General features: G+C 71.0%; 11 protein-coding genes. 3 read left to right on the top strand and 8 right to left on the bottom strand.

Annotated features, from left to right (window positions below):
* Window positions 1-10: 10 nt before the first annotated feature.
* From LIV55_RS02500 to glnA, 6 genes are all read right to left on the bottom strand, one after another.
* Window positions 11-1,534, bottom strand: coding sequence for a GntP family permease (locus tag LIV55_RS02500; RefSeq protein ID WP_123093361.1), 1,524 nt, complete (start codon window positions 1,532-1,534; stop codon window positions 11-13).
* Window positions 1,535-1,573: 39 nt separating this feature from the next.
* On the bottom strand, window positions 1,574-3,916 hold the full coding sequence (locus tag LIV55_RS02495; RefSeq protein ID WP_229299070.1) for a cytochrome P450/oxidoreductase: 2,343 nt from the start codon (window positions 3,914-3,916) through the stop codon (window positions 1,574-1,576).
* 104 nt (window positions 3,917-4,020) lie between these two features.
* The gene (locus LIV55_RS02490; protein WP_201467196.1) at window positions 4,021-4,698 is read right to left on the bottom strand and encodes an IclR family transcriptional regulator; all 678 of its coding nucleotides are present in this window, start codon (window positions 4,696-4,698) and stop codon (window positions 4,021-4,023) included.
* A 72-nt stretch (window positions 4,699-4,770) separates the two neighbouring features.
* Complete coding sequence (locus tag LIV55_RS02485; RefSeq protein ID WP_229299069.1) at window positions 4,771-5,838, bottom strand: LLM class flavin-dependent oxidoreductase; 1,068 nt, start codon at window positions 5,836-5,838, stop codon at window positions 4,771-4,773.
* 28 nt (window positions 5,839-5,866) lie between these two features.
* Complete coding sequence (locus tag LIV55_RS02480) at window positions 5,867-6,997, bottom strand: DNA polymerase IV (protein WP_229299068.1); 1,131 nt, start codon at window positions 6,995-6,997, stop codon at window positions 5,867-5,869.
* Between the two features lie 218 nt (window positions 6,998-7,215).
* Window positions 7,216-8,640: a type I glutamate--ammonia ligase gene (gene glnA, locus LIV55_RS02475; RefSeq protein WP_123093358.1), complete on the bottom strand. Its 1,425-nt coding sequence runs from the start codon at window positions 8,638-8,640 to the stop codon at window positions 7,216-7,218.
* 208 nt (window positions 8,641-8,848) lie between these two features.
* On the opposite strand from glnA, the gene LIV55_RS02470 reads away from it, so the two are divergent.
* Entirely contained in the window at window positions 8,849-9,229 is a 381-nt protein-coding gene (locus tag LIV55_RS02470; RefSeq protein ID WP_229299067.1) for an RDD family protein, read from the top strand.
* 135 nt (window positions 9,230-9,364) lie between these two features.
* On the opposite strand, the gene LIV55_RS02465 is transcribed toward LIV55_RS02470, so the two are convergent.
* Together LIV55_RS02465 and lipA are read right to left on the bottom strand one after the other, a co-directional pair.
* Window positions 9,365-10,087 carry a DUF4191 domain-containing protein gene (locus LIV55_RS02465; RefSeq protein ID WP_229299066.1) on the bottom strand — a complete coding sequence of 241 codons (723 nt, stop codon included), beginning with the start codon at window positions 10,085-10,087 and terminating at the stop codon, window positions 9,365-9,367.
* 13 nt (window positions 10,088-10,100) lie between these two features.
* Window positions 10,101-11,129, bottom strand: coding sequence for a lipoyl synthase (gene lipA, locus LIV55_RS02460; RefSeq protein WP_083968789.1), 1,029 nt, complete (start codon window positions 11,127-11,129; stop codon window positions 10,101-10,103).
* A 204-nt stretch (window positions 11,130-11,333) separates the two neighbouring features.
* On the opposite strand from lipA, the gene LIV55_RS02455 reads away from it, so the two are divergent.
* Together LIV55_RS02455 and LIV55_RS02450 are read left to right on the top strand one after the other, a co-directional pair.
* Window positions 11,334-11,753, top strand: coding sequence for a pyridoxamine 5'-phosphate oxidase family protein (locus LIV55_RS02455; protein WP_201467191.1), 420 nt, complete (start codon window positions 11,334-11,336; stop codon window positions 11,751-11,753).
* A gap of 25 nt (window positions 11,754-11,778) precedes the next feature.
* Window positions 11,779-13,293, top strand: a complete 1,515-nt coding sequence (locus LIV55_RS02450) for an ATP-dependent DNA ligase (protein WP_229299065.1) — start codon at window positions 11,779-11,781, stop codon at window positions 13,291-13,293.
* The last annotated feature ends 25 nt before the right edge of the window (window positions 13,294-13,318 follow it).

Raw genomic sequence — 13,318 nt, 5'->3', positions numbered from 1 at the left:
GCCGGGTCTGTCAGAAGGTGCCGACGGCGAGACCGAGGCCCATGACGGCGAGGAGGCCGACCACCGGCACGACGACCGTCACGACGAAGATGTCCTTGTACGCCTCGCGGTGCGACAGCCCGCAGACGAGCAGCAGCGTGATGATCGCGCCGTTGTGGGGCAGCGAGTCGAAGCCGGTCGACGCCATCGCGGTGACGCGGTGCATGAGCTCCATGGGGATGCCCTGGTCGGTGGCCATCTGCGCCAGCTGCTCGCCGAAGGTCTGCAGCGTGATGGTGAGGCCGCCCGAGGCCGAGCCGGTGAGGCCCGAGATGCCCGAGGTTGACACGGCCGACACGACCACCGGGTTGTCGCTGATGCCGAACATCCCGTCGCGGACCACGGCGAAGACGGCAAGCGAGGCGATGACCGCCCCGTAGCCGACCTCGCTCGCGGTGTTGAAGACCGGGAGCACCGCGTTGCGCGCGCCCTCTGTGATCGCCTTGACGTAGGTCTTCCATGCGGCGACGCGCAGGACGAAGACGAGCGCGATGCCGGCGAGCATGGCCACGGTCACCGACCAGACGCCCGTGAGGGCCTCGACGGTCGTGCCGCCGAACTTCTCGTCCGCGAGGTAGCCGAATTCGAGGGCGGGGAGGACCACGTAGGTGCAGAGCGCGTTGACGAGGACGATCGCGAGGACCGGGCTGAGCCCGAGGAGCCCGGCGGCCGCGCCGGGGGCGGGCTGCGCCGGCGTGGTCGAGGTCGACCGCACGGCCGTCAGCGTGGCCGCAGGGGTCCGCGCCGCGCCGTCGGAGGCGGGCTCGTCAGGGTCGACCTGGGTCGCAGGAGCAGGCGTGGTGCCGCCGCCACGGCGCGCTGCGTCCTCCTCGAGCTCGGCGAGGGTGGGGTCCGAGAAGGACTCGCCGGCGGCGGCGAGCTGCTTCTGACGACGGTCCAGCCACAGCATGCCCAGCCCGAAGACGAGGACCGCGCCGAGCACGCCCAGTCCCGGCGCGGCGAAGGTGTTGGTGCCGAAGAACTTCGTCGGGATCGTGTTGTGGATCTGCGGCGACCCGGGCAGCGCGGCCGTGGCGAAGGTGAAGATGCCGAGCGCGATGGCCGCCGGCATGAGGCGACGCGGGATGTCGGCCTCGGCGAAGAGGGCGGTGGCGATGGGGAAGATCGTGAAGACGACGACCCAGGCGCTCACCCCGCCGTAGGTGAGCAGCGCCGTCGCGAGCACGGTCACGAGGATCGCGAAACGCGGACCGAGAAGCCCGGAGATCCACCCCGCGAGGTCCTGGGCGTACCCGCTGACGGTCATGAGCCGTCCGAAGATCGCACCGACGAGGAAGAGCGGGAAGAAGGCGGCCATGAAGCCGCCGAGCGCGGGCATGAAGATCTGCGTGTAGCTCGCCAGGAGCGGGGCCCCCGACATGATCACCGCGACGGTGGCGGCCAGCGGAGCCACCGCGATGACGGAGTGGCCGCGGTAGGCCAGGGTGATAAGGAGGGCCAGGGACAGCAAGATGCCCAGGAGTGCAAGCGTCATCGGTTGCCTTTGGTCGAAGGGGGGAGAGGGGGAGTCGGGTCAGAGGCCGAGCACGAGGCGGTCGCCCGCGGCGCGAGAGCAGCAGGCCATCATCCGGCTGCACTCCCGTCGCTCGGCGGCGGTGAGGACGACGTCGCGGTGGTCGACGTCGCCCCGCAGGACGGGCACCTCGCAGGTGCCGCACAGCCCCTCCTGGCAGTTCGAGGGGATCTGCACGCCGGCGTCGCGCAGCGTCTGCAGCAGCGTGCGGTCGCGGGGCACGACGAGGTCGACGTCCGAGTCCTCGAGGTGCACGGCGAACTCGTGCTCGTGCTCGGGGTCGAGCTCGCCGAGAGCAGACGCGAAGTGCTCGACGACGAGAGCGTCCTCGGGCCAGGTCTCGGTGCTTGTCGTGAGCACGTCGATCATGCGCTGCGGACCGCACGCGTAGACGTGCACGGCACCGTCGCGGGCGTCGTCGTCGAGATCGGACATGAGGGCCCGCAGGTCAGCGCGTGTGCCCTCTGAGGAGCAGTGCACGTGCAGGCGGTCGCCGTGCTCGAGGAGGAGCTCGTCGAGGAAGGCCATGGCGCTGCGGTCACGGCCGAGGTAGTGGATCTCGTACGGCACACCGTCGCGACGCGCCTGGCCGGCCATCGACCGGATCGGTGTGATGCCGATGCCGCCGGCGACGAAGACGTACCGACGGGCAGCCGAGGGCAGTCGGAAGTGGTTGCGCGGTCCGCGGACCGTGAGCACATCCCCTTCGGCCACCTCGTCGTGCACCCACGCCGAGCCGCCGCGCGACTCGTCCTCGCGTGCGACGGCGATCTCGTAGCGGTCGGGGCGGGGCACGTGAGGCAGCGGGCACCCGGGCGGCTGGACGGGCGACGGGGGCGTCCCGCACAGGGAGTACTGCCGCACGACCCCGGTGTCGCCGCACTCGACGTCGACGTGGGAGCCGGGGGTGAAGGCGGGCAGGGGGGTGCCGTCCGCGCTCTCGAGGACGAGGTGGCGGACGCCCTTCGCGACGTCCGCGACGCGCACGACCCGCATCGGACGGCTGTGGTGCGCGGACGTCGGCTCGCCGATGTTGACCTCGACCCGCGGCTGCAGCACCGTCGGGTCACGGCGTTCGGGGTTGGCCGTCGGGTCCCACTCGACCCAGAGGTGCTCCGGCCCGCGGAAGCTGGTGTTCGGCACGTAGGTGAAGTCCTGCTCGGCCAGCCTCATGTGCGGCAGCCGACCGGTGAGCTCCTCGAGGAAGATCTGCATCTCCATGCGGGCGAGGTTCTTGCCGAGGCACTGGTGGGCGCCGTACCCGAAGGTGAGGTGGTCGGCGGCGTCGTCACGGCGCACGTCGACGAGCTCCGGGTCCTCGAAGCGACGCGGGTCGTGGTTGCCCGACGCAGACACCATGAGGATGCGCGCCCCCTCGGGCAGAGCCACGCCGCCGACCTCGGTGGGCCGGGTGGTGATGCGCCGCCACGCCGCCTGCGACCCGTTGTGGCGCAGGCACTCCTCGACCGCGTTCGGGATGAGGCTCGGGTCGGCGCAGATCTGGTCCCAGACCTCGCGGTTCTCCAGCAGCAGCTTGACGGCGTTGGCGATGCCGTTGGCCGTCGTCTCGTGGGCCGCGACGATGCCGGCCATCATCATCGAGTGCAGATAGGAGTCGGTGACGACCTCGGGCAGCTCGCGCTGGGTCCGGATGCCGTACTGCATCCACCCCGTGTCGTCCGGGCGCTCGCGCATACGGTCGAGCACCTCGCCGGCGTACTGCCAGAAGTTGCCGACCGCGTGGGCGACCGCGACCTGCTCCTCGGGCTGCGGGCGGCCCCACGTGTTGACGGTGTGCGCGACCGAGTACTCCCGCAGCGTCGGCTTGTCGTCGTCGGGCACGCCGAGGAACTCCAGGGCCACGGTGAGCGGGATCTCCCAGAACATCTGGTTGACGAGCTCGGCTCGGCCGTCGTCGACGAAGCGGTCGACGTGCTCGCGCACGAGACGACGGACCATCGGCTCGTGGTGGGCGAGGTGCTCGGGTGAGAAGGGGCCCATGAGCGCCCGGCGACGCTCCATGTGCGCCGGCTCGTCCTCGTTCACCAGCGTGCGGGCCATGCCGTAGTCGTAGGACCGCAGGACGTCCTCGGCCTCGCGGCTCGTCGGCGTGATCTTCTCCAGCGCCACGGCCGGCGAGAAGGTGATGTTGTCGCGGAAGATCGCCTTGATGTCGTCGTAGCGCGTGACGACCCAGTAGTCGAGCACGGGGCTGTAGAAGACCGGTTCGCTCTCGCGCGACCACGCGACGTAGCCGGGTGGGTCCTGCTGGTATCCGTCGCCGAAGGGGTCGAAGGCGGCGGCGCGGCCTGAGACCTCGGTCGTGACAGGGCAATTCGTCATGCGGGGCACTTCCTTGTGCGGATATTGCACTTCTGTGTGCGTTCAGCGCACAACGTAGTGCGCGGGGAGTGCACCGTCAAGGGTGGGGACGTGCGGCGGGGGCCTCAGTACAGCCGGGCGATGCGCGCGCTGGCCTCGCGCAGGACCGGGAGCAGGTCGTCGACCGGGAGGTCGTCGGGCGAGCCGAGGGTGATGACGCCGATCGAGCTCTCGACCTCGGTCACCGAGGAGCCGCCGGTACCGACCGCGACGCCTGCGGTGCCGGGCTGCACCTCGCCCCGCGAGATCGCGTACCCGCGCTCGCGGGCCGTGCGCACCGCGTCACCGTCGGACGGGCCGGCCGGACGCTGGGCGAGGATGGCCACGCCGTCGGCGCCCTGGGTCAGCGGGTGGCGTCCGCCGACCTGATAGCTGATGCCGATCGAGCCGCGAGCGGCCGGCTCGGCGACCGCGATCGCGACCGACTCCTCACGGTCGGCGATCGCGACGAAGGCGGTGTGCCCGGTGCGGTCCGCGAGGTCCTGGACCACCGGCTGCGCCGCAGACCGGTACTGGCTCATGAAGCGCCCGGCGACGACGAGTGCCCCGCTGCCCAGCCGGTAGAGGCCGTCCTCCCCCTTCGTCACGAGGTGGCGCTGCTCGAGGGTGGCGAGGATGCGGTAGGCGCCGGCGCGATGCACGCCGAGCGCGTCCGCGAGGGCGGCGGGCGAGACGCCCCCGGCCCGGCGCGACACGATGTCGATCGCCTCGAGACCGCGGTCGAGCGTCTGGAGGGTGCTCATGGTCTGCGTCGTCCTTCCGCCGGCACGAGGCGGAGTCTACGCAGCGGCCTCGGGCGCGCTGCGGTGGTCGTCTCAGGCGTCGGCGCCGGCCTCCTGCGCGAGCAGCTCACGGACGCGGGGAGCGACGCTCGTGCCGAGGAGCTCGATCGAGCGCATCATGTGCTCGTGCGGCAGGCGGCCGTGCGAGTACTTGAGGTCGAAGCGCTGGACGCCGAGCAGGCGCACCGTCCGGGCGATCTTCTGCGCGACCGTCTCGGGGGAGCCGACGTAGAGAGCGCCGTGCTCGACCTCGCGCTCGAAGTCTCCCGGCTGGGCGGGCGGCCACCCGCGCTCGGCGCCGATCGTGTCGCGGTTATTCGTCCAGTGCTCGCGCAGCTCGTCGCGCGCCTGCTCGTCGGTGTCGGCGACGTGGCCGGGGGAGTGCAGACCGACGGGCAGCGCGGGGTTGCCGAGCTGGGCGTTGGCCTGGTGGTAGAGCTGGACGAAGGGAGCGAAGCGCTCGGCGTCGCCGCCGATGACGGCGAGCATCAGGGGCAGGCGGTAGCGCGCGGCCCGCACGACCGACTCCGGCGAGCCGCCGACGGCGATCCACGCCGTGAGCCCGGCGGCGGTGCGGGGGAAGACCTCCTGGTCGACGAGCGGCGCTCGGGTCGAGCCCTGCCAGGTCACCGGGGTCTCCTCGAGCAGCCGGGTGAAGAGGTCGAGCTTGTCGCTGAAGAGCTCGTCGTACTGGCGCAGGTCGTGACCGAAGAGAGGGAAGGACTCGGTGAAGGAGCCACGCCCGAGGATGACCTCGGCCCGTCCGCTCGAGATCGCGTCGAGGGTGGCGAAGCGCTGGAAGACGCGGATCGGGTCGTCCGAGCTGAGCACGGTGACGGCGGTGCCGAGACGGATGCGCTTCGTGGCGGTGGCCAGACCGGCGAGGACGACGTCAGGGGCCGAGATGGCGTAGTCGGGTCGGTGGTGCTCTCCGACGCCGAAGAAGTCCAGCCCCACCTGGTCGGCAAGGACGCCCTGCTCGACGACGTGCCGGATCACGTCCGGGTAGGTCTCCGTGCGCCCCTGCGCGTCCTGCGTCACGTCGCCGAAGGTGTCGATGCCGAGCTGCAGGCCGGCCCCCGTCTCGCTCGTCTCAGTCATGGCGGCCAGAACGGTGGCGGGGCCCCGCTCATTCCTCGCCGGGCGCCGGGTCGGCGGCGGCGGGGCCACCCCGACCGGTCGTCCGGGGCCTCTCGTAGCCGCCCTCGGGCGGCACCATCTCGGCTCGGATGCCGAGCAGCCGGATGGGTCGGTCGTCGTCGAGCGCGCGGAGGAGGTCGGCCGCGGTCTCGGCGATGACGAAGGGGTCGTCCGTCGCCGCAGCCAGTGTGCGGATGCGCGTCGTCGTGAAGAAGGGGGCGAAGCGCACCTTGAGGTGCACGCGCTGGCACGCGCGGCCCTCGGCCCGGATGTCCTCGACGACGTGCTCGGCGAGGGTGTGCAGGGCGGCCTCGACCTCGGCGGGGTCGGTGAGGTCGTGCTGGTAGGTCGTCTCGCGCCCGTGGGCGCGGGGCACCCACGGGGTGTCGTCGACGACGTCGGGTCCTTCGCCGCGTCCGAGCCGCCCGTAGTGCGGGCCCATCCGGGGTCCGAACTCGCCGGCGAGCACCGCGTCGTCGGCTGCGGCGAGCTGGTCGACGGTCTCGTAGCCGTGGGTCGCCAGGCGCGAGCCGATCCGGCTGCCGACGCCCCACAGGGCGGTCGTGGGGCGGGCCCCCATGACCTGCGACCAGTTACGACGGGTGAGGAGGAAGACGCCGCGCGGCTTCCCGAGGTCGGTGGCGATCTTCGCGCGGACCGTCGTGTCACCGACGCCGACCGAGCAGTGCAGCTGGGTGGCCTCGAGCACGGCCGCGCGGATCGCCTGGGCGTACGCGACCGCCTCTGCCTCGTCCTCCTCGACGTCATCCCCCTTCGTCGCGATGCCGACGAAGGCCTCGTCCCACCCGAGGACCTGCACCGTGGCTCCCGGCTGGGCGCGCAGGGTCTCCATGACGACGGCGGACGCGGCGTCGTAGGCGGGTGCGTCGACGGGGAGGAAGACGGCCTGCGGGCAGCGGCGGACGGCGATCTTCAGCGGCATGCCCGAGCGGATGCCGAACTCCCGTGCCTCGTACGACGCGGTCGAGACCACGGCCCGCTCGCTCGGGTTACCCCGCCCGCCGACGACGACCGGCAGCCCCGCGAGCTCGGGGCGCCGCAGCACCTCGACCGCCGCGATGAACTGGTCGAGGTCGACGTGGAGCACCCAGCGCGCCATGGGAGTCAGTGTGCCCCGAGCGCCCCGGCCCCACCCCCTCTCGCGAGGTATGGAGATCGGTCGTCAGATGGTCTGGATCTCGACCGATTGCCATACCTCGGCGAAGGGGGAGGGGCCGGAGCGCGGAGAAGGGCGGCGAAGGGGGGCGGCGGGCACGACGAAGGCCCGGCCCCCCCAACGGGGACCGGGCCTTCGTCAGCACTGCTCAGATGCTCGACTCAGATGTCGAAGTACATCTCGAACTCGTGCGGGTGGGGACGCAGCTGGAGCGGAGCGACCTCGTTCTCCTTCTTCCAGGTGATCCACGTCTCGATGAGGTCCTGGGTGAAGACGTCGCCCTCGAGCAGGAACTCGTGGTCTGCCTCGAGCGCGGCGAGGACGCCGGGGAGGGTCGTCGGGACCTGCTCGATGGCCTCGTGCTCCTCCGGGGGGAGCTCGTAGAGGTCCTTGTCGATCGGGTCCGGCGGCTCGATCCGGTTGCGGATGCCGTCGAGGCCGGCCATGAGCTGCGCGGCGAAGCACAGGTAGGGATTGCTCGACGGGTCCGGCACGCGGAACTCGACGCGCTTGGCCTTGGGGTTGCTGCCCGTGATCGGGATGCGGATGCAGGCCGAGCGGTTGCGCGCGGAGTACACGAGGTTGACCGGGGCCTCGAAGCCGGGCACGAGGCGGTGGTAGGAGTTCGCCGTCGGGTTGGTGAAGGCGAGCAGCGCCGGGGCGTGCTTGAGCAGACCGCCGATGTACCAGCGGGCGATGTCGGACAGGCCGCCGTAGCCCTGCTCGTCGTAGAAGAGCGGCTCGCCGTCCTTCCACAGGGACTGGTGGGTGTGCATGCCCGAGCCGTTGTCGCCGAAGATCGGCTTGGGCATGAAGGTGACGGTCTTGCCGAGGTCCCACGCGGTGTTCTTGATGACGTACTTGAACTTCATGACGTCGTCGCCCGCACGGAGCATCGTGTTGAAGCGGTAGTTGATCTCCTGCTGACCCGCGGTGCCGACCTCGTGGTGACTGCGCTCGACCTCGATGCCGACCTTGGCGAGGTTGACGCACATCTTGTCGCGGATGTCGGCGAAGTGGTCGACCGGCGGGACGGGGAAGTAGCCGCCCTTGAAGCGGGTCTTGTAGCCCTTGTTGCCGCCCTCCTCCTCACGACCGGAGTTCCACGCGGCCTCGATCGAGTCGAGGTGGTAGAAGCTGCTCTGCGCATCGGTCTTGAAGCGCACGTCGTCGAAGGCGTAGAACTCGGCCTCGGCGCCGAAGAAGGCGGTGTCGGCGATGCCGGTCGACTTTAGGTAGGCCTCGGCCTTGGCGGCGATGTTGCGCGGGTCGCGCGAGTACGGCTCACCGGTGAAGGGGTCGACGATGGAGAAGTTCATCACCAGCGTCTTCTCCTCGCGGAAGGGATCCACGAAGGCGGTCTTGACGTCGGGCACGAGCTTCATGTCGGACTCGTGGATCGCCTGGAAACCCCGGATGGAGCTGCCGTCGAACATCTGCCCCTCGGTGAAGAAGTCCTCGTCCACAGTCTCTGCCGGCACGTTGAAGTGCTGCATGATGCCCGGCAGGTCGCAGAAGCGGATGTCGACGAACTTGATGTCTTCGTCCTTGATGTACGACAGGACCTCGTCAGCGTTGCTGAACAATCCATCCTCCTGGTGATGTCGGCTGATCTGTCGGCCAGCCTCGCGTTGATGCGACCACCGTAGGTCGGGGCAGTTACCCGACCATGACTCGTGTGTTTCACAGGTGTTACGTGAGACGGCGGTCCCGATCCGTGAGACACACAGTACCGAGGAGGGGCCTGCGAAGGGGGAGCGGTCCCGTCATCCGGCACGGCTACCCTTCGTAGCCGTGACCTCCTCGACCTCCACGCCCCGGCCCGCGGGCCTCGGACGACGTCTCGTCGGCATCGTCATCGACTGGGCCGCGTGCCTGGCCATCACCTTCGGGCTCATCGGGCAGGTCGTCGACATCACCCCGACCGGGCAGAGCTTCTACCCGCTGCTCGTGCTCTTCGTCGAGCACGTGCTGCTCGTGACCTTCGCCGGCGGGTCCCTCGGGCACCGGGTGCTCGGCATGCAGGTCGTCCCGGTCGCCCGCCCCCGGATCTCGATCATCCAGGGGGTCGTGCGCGCCGCGCTGCTGTGCATCGTCATCCCCGCCGTCGTCACCGACCGCGACAACGTCGGCCTCCACGACCGCGCCGCCGGCACGAGGCTCGTCCGCGTCTGAGTCTTCGGTGGTCTCGAGGCTCGGGCCCTAGCGGGCCCGTCGCACCTCGACCAGTAGAAGGCCGCGCACCTCGACCAGCAAAAGACGAAGCCCCAAGACCAACGGTCTCGGGGCTTCGTCGACGTGCGGTGACGGTCAGCGGCCGCGGAGGGCCTTGCGGTTCATCCGGGCGGAGGTGGGGTCGACGCCGGCGGGGATGCCCTGGCGGATGCCGGGCAGCGACTTCAGGCGCTTGTTGACGACGATGAGCTCCTGCTTGGACAGCGCCGGCTTGAGGCGGGTGAGGGTCCAGCGCATCTTCTGCACGGGGAGCTCGCCCTCGCCGGTGCCCACGTGGTACGTGTACACGGGCACGCCGGGGGCGACGCGCACGACCTTCTTGCGCTCCTTCTCCAGCAGCTTGGCCGCGCGCCCCTTCGGGCCCTCGGCGAGCAGGACGACGCCGGGACGACCGAGCGCCCGGAAGACGATGGCCGCGTTGTCGAGCTCCTGGGCGCGGGCCGCGTCGGCCGCGACCGGCTCCTGGTCGTAGTACCAGCCACGACGCAGCGCGGACAGGCCACCGAGCGCGGCGCCCTTCTGGCCCTCCATCTGGCGGAAGGCGGCACGCTCACCACGACGGGCGAGGACGATCATCGCCGCGAGCATCGCTGCCGGTAAGGCGACGATCATCGTCAGCCACGGGTGGCCGAAGGCGAAGCCGATGAGCAGCCCGACCGCGATGACGAGCACGAAGGCCCCGAGCATCCACAGCGTGATCTTCGGGTCGATCGTGCGCACGGTGCGGTGCACCTGCGCGATGCGCTTGAAGGGGTTGCGGGTCTCGCTCGGAGCTGCCGGGGTGTCCTGTCGTGCCATAGTGCGCCCGATCCTACGCGGTGGCCGCGCCGGTCTTGCCCGCCGCGAGGAGAGACGAGGCCTCCTGGCGAGCGGACCCGGTGTCCTCGGCGAGGTGGGCGAGCTCGGCGGGGATCTCGCGACCCCAGCGGCGCATGGCCCCGACGTAGAGACGGCCGGCGCGGTAGCTGCTGCGCACGAGCGGCCCGGCCATGACGCCCTTGAAGCCGATCTCCTCGGCGAGCTCGCTCCAGTGGACGAACTCCTCGGGCTTGACCCACCGGTCGATCGGGTGGTGGGTCGGGGAGGGGCGCAGGTACTGGGTGATCGTGAGGATGTCGCAGCCGGCCTCGTGCAGGTCGCGGATCGCCTGCTCGATCTCGTGGTCCTCCTCGCCCATCCCGAGGATGAGGTTGGACTTCGTCACGAGCTCGGCCTCGCGGGCCATGGAGAGCACCTTGAGCGACTTGTCGTAGGTGAAGGCCGGGCGGATGCGCTTGAAGATGCGCGGCACGGTCTCGAGGTTGTGGGCGAAGACCTCGGGCCGGGCGTCGAAGACCTGGCCGACGAGCTCGGGCTTGGCGCCGAAGTCGGGCGGGAGGATCTCGACACCGGTGCCGGGGTTGAGCGCCTTGATCGCGCGGATCGTCTCGGCGTACAGGCGCGCGGCGCCGTCGGGCTGGTCGTCGCGGGCGACGCCGGTGACGGTGGAGTAGCGCAGACCCATCTGCTGAACGGACTCGGCGACGCGGCGCGGCTCGTCCATGTCGAGGCTCGTCGGGCGACCGGTGGCGATGTCGCAGAAGTCGCATCGTCGCGTGCACACGTCACCGCCGATGAGGAAAGTCGCCTCGCGGTCCTCCCAGCACTCGAAGATGTTGGGGCAGCCCGCCTCCTGGCAGACCGTGTGCAGGCCCTCGGACTTCACCATCGAGCTGAGCGCGGTGTACTCGGGGCCCATCTTCGCCGTCGTGCGGATCCAGCTCGGCTTGCGCTCGATCGGCGTCTCGGCGTTGCGCGCCTCGACGCGCAGCATGCGGCGGCCTTCGGGTGCGACGGTCAACGCAAACCCTCCTGGGTAGATCGGGTGTGGGCGGCGAAGGGGGTTCGTGGCCCAGGTCACCAGGGTACGCCCGGTGGGGGACACCCCTTCGCCCCGCGGTCGCGGAGCAGCCCGACAGGTACAGCGTCGACGGGGTCGCAGATCTTCCCTCCTAGTACTACAGTACGTAGTACTAGGAGGGACCCAGTCGAGGAGGCACCTGAGATGACCGACGTCACCACGAGGCTGAGCAGCCAGGAGTGCTGGGGGCTGCTGCGCCGTCACGAGCTCGGCCGGCTCGCCTTCCACCTCGCCGGAGAGGTCCACATCACCCCGGTGAACTACGCCGTCGACGGCGAGACGATCCTCTTCCGCACCGCCGAGGGCAACAAGCTGCTCGGTGTCGTCATGGACAGCGACGTCGCCTTCGAGATCGACGGGATCGGCGCGCACGAGGCCTGGTCGGTCGTCGTGCGCGGCTCCGCCCGCGTCCTCGAGGGCCAGGAGGCCTACCGGGCCGAGTCGATCCCCCTTCGTCCGTGGGTCGGCAGCGACAAGCACACGGTCGTCGAGATCTCCGCCGACGAGGTCACCGGACGACGCTTCGCGCTCGACAAGCCGTGGGAGCACATCGGGCGCGGCTGACGGTGGTGCGGCATAGCGTGGCCGCGTGAGCGAGCCGATCCCGCTGAGCCGTGTCGTCGAGGTCTCCCGCGCCGTGGGGGCCACCCGGTCGCGCACGGCCAAGACCGAGCTCGTCGCGCAGGTGCTGCGCGAGACGCCGCCCGCCCAGGTGCGCACCGTCGCCTCCTGGCTCGCCGGTGCCCTCCCGCAGGGACGGGTCGGCGTCGGCTGGCGCAGCCTGGCCGACCTCCCCGCGCCCGCGGCCACCCCCTCGCTCACGGTCGGCGAGGTCGACGACACCCTCTCCGCGCTCGCCGGCACGACGAGCCGCACCACGCGCACCCAGCTCCTCGCCGACCTCTTCGGCCGGGCGGGCGAGGACGAGCAGGACTACCTGCGCCGGCTGCTCCTCGGCGAGGTGCGGCAGGGCTCGCTCGAGGGGGTGCTCCTCGCGGCGGGTGCGCTCGCCGCCGACGTGCCCGAGCCGACGCTGCGACGTGCGGCGATGCTCGCCGGCGACCTGCCGCTCGCCGTCGAGATCGCGCTGACGTCGGGGGAGGAGGTCCGCCTCGAGCCCGGTCGGGCGATCCAGCCGATGCTTGCCGGCTCGGCCGCGGAGATCGAGGAGGTGCCCCAGCTCGTCGCCGGCACGCCGGTCGTGCTCGACACGAAGGTCGACGGCATCCGGGTGCAGGTGCACAAGGACCCCGCGGGCCGGGTGCGGGTCTACACGCGCAGCCTCGACGACATCACCGAGCGCGTCCCCGAGGTCGTCGAGGTCGCCGAGGCGCTCGACGCCACCACCCTCGTCCTCGACGGCGAGGCCATCGCGCTGCACCCCGACGGCCGGGCGCGTCCCTTCCAGGAGACCGGGGCGCGGACCGCGTCGAGCCGCTCCGTCGAGGCGCTGCGCGAGGCGACCCCGCTGACGACCTTCGTCTTCGACGTCCTGCACGTCGACGGCCGCGACCTGCTCGACGAGCCGTACGCGACCCGGCGCGAGGTGCTGCTCGAGCTCGTGCCGGAGTCGTCACGGGTGCCGGGGCTGCTCACCTCGGACCAGGGCGAGGCGCGGCGCTTCTTCGACGAGGCCGTCGCGTCCGGCCACGAGGGCGTCGTCGTCAAGGACCTCGACGCCCCGTACGCCGCCGGGCGGCGCGGCAGCGCGTGGACGAAGGTCAAGCCCCGCCACACCCTCGACCTCGTCGTCCTCGCGGTCGAGTGGGGCAGCGGCCGTCGTCGTGGGCTGCTGTCGAACATCCACCTCGGGGCGAAGGGGGAGGACGGCGAGCTCGTCATGGTCGGCAAGACCTTCAAGGGGATGGCCGACGAGACGCTCGCGTGGCAGACCGAGCGCTTCCTCGCGCTCGAGACCGGGCGTGAGGGCCACGTCGTGCACGTCGACCCGGTGCAGGTGGTCGAGATCGCCGTCGACGGGGTGCAGACCTCGCGGCGCTACCCGGGCGGGGTCGCGCTGCGCTTCGCGCGGGTGCTGCGATACCGCGAGGACAAGACCGCCGAGCAGGCCGACACCATCGAGACGGTCCGGGCGCTGGGGTAGCGCGTCACGGCGAGGGCGGGTGGTC

This window comes from Janibacter melonis (genome assembly GCF_020567375.1).
GTDB lineage: Bacteria > Actinomycetota > Actinomycetes > Actinomycetales > Dermatophilaceae > Marihabitans > Marihabitans melonis.
This window is presented reverse-complemented; position numbering and strand designations above follow the sequence as displayed.

Excerpts from the sequence above, each read along its gene's own strand:
- LIV55_RS02485 (WP_229299069.1), bottom strand. The coding sequence starts at position 5,838 with ATGACTGAGACGAGCGAGACGGGGGCCGGCCTGCAGCTCGGCATCGAC.
- LIV55_RS02455 (WP_201467191.1), top strand. The coding sequence starts at position 11,334 with ATGACCGACGTCACCACGAGGCTGAGCAGCCAGGAGTGCTGGGGGCTG.
- LIV55_RS02465 (WP_229299066.1), bottom strand. The coding sequence starts at position 10,087 with ATGGCACGACAGGACACCCCGGCAGCTCCGAGCGAGACCCGCAACCCC.
- LIV55_RS02495 (WP_229299070.1), bottom strand. The coding sequence starts at position 3,916 with ATGACGAATTGCCCTGTCACGACCGAGGTCTCAGGCCGCGCCGCCGCC.
- LIV55_RS02500 (WP_123093361.1), bottom strand. The coding sequence starts at position 1,534 with ATGACGCTTGCACTCCTGGGCATCTTGCTGTCCCTGGCCCTCCTTATC.
- LIV55_RS02480 (WP_229299068.1), bottom strand. The coding sequence starts at position 6,997 with ATGGCGCGCTGGGTGCTCCACGTCGACCTCGACCAGTTCATCGCGGCG.
- LIV55_RS02490 (WP_201467196.1), bottom strand. The coding sequence starts at position 4,698 with ATGAGCACCCTCCAGACGCTCGACCGCGGTCTCGAGGCGATCGACATC.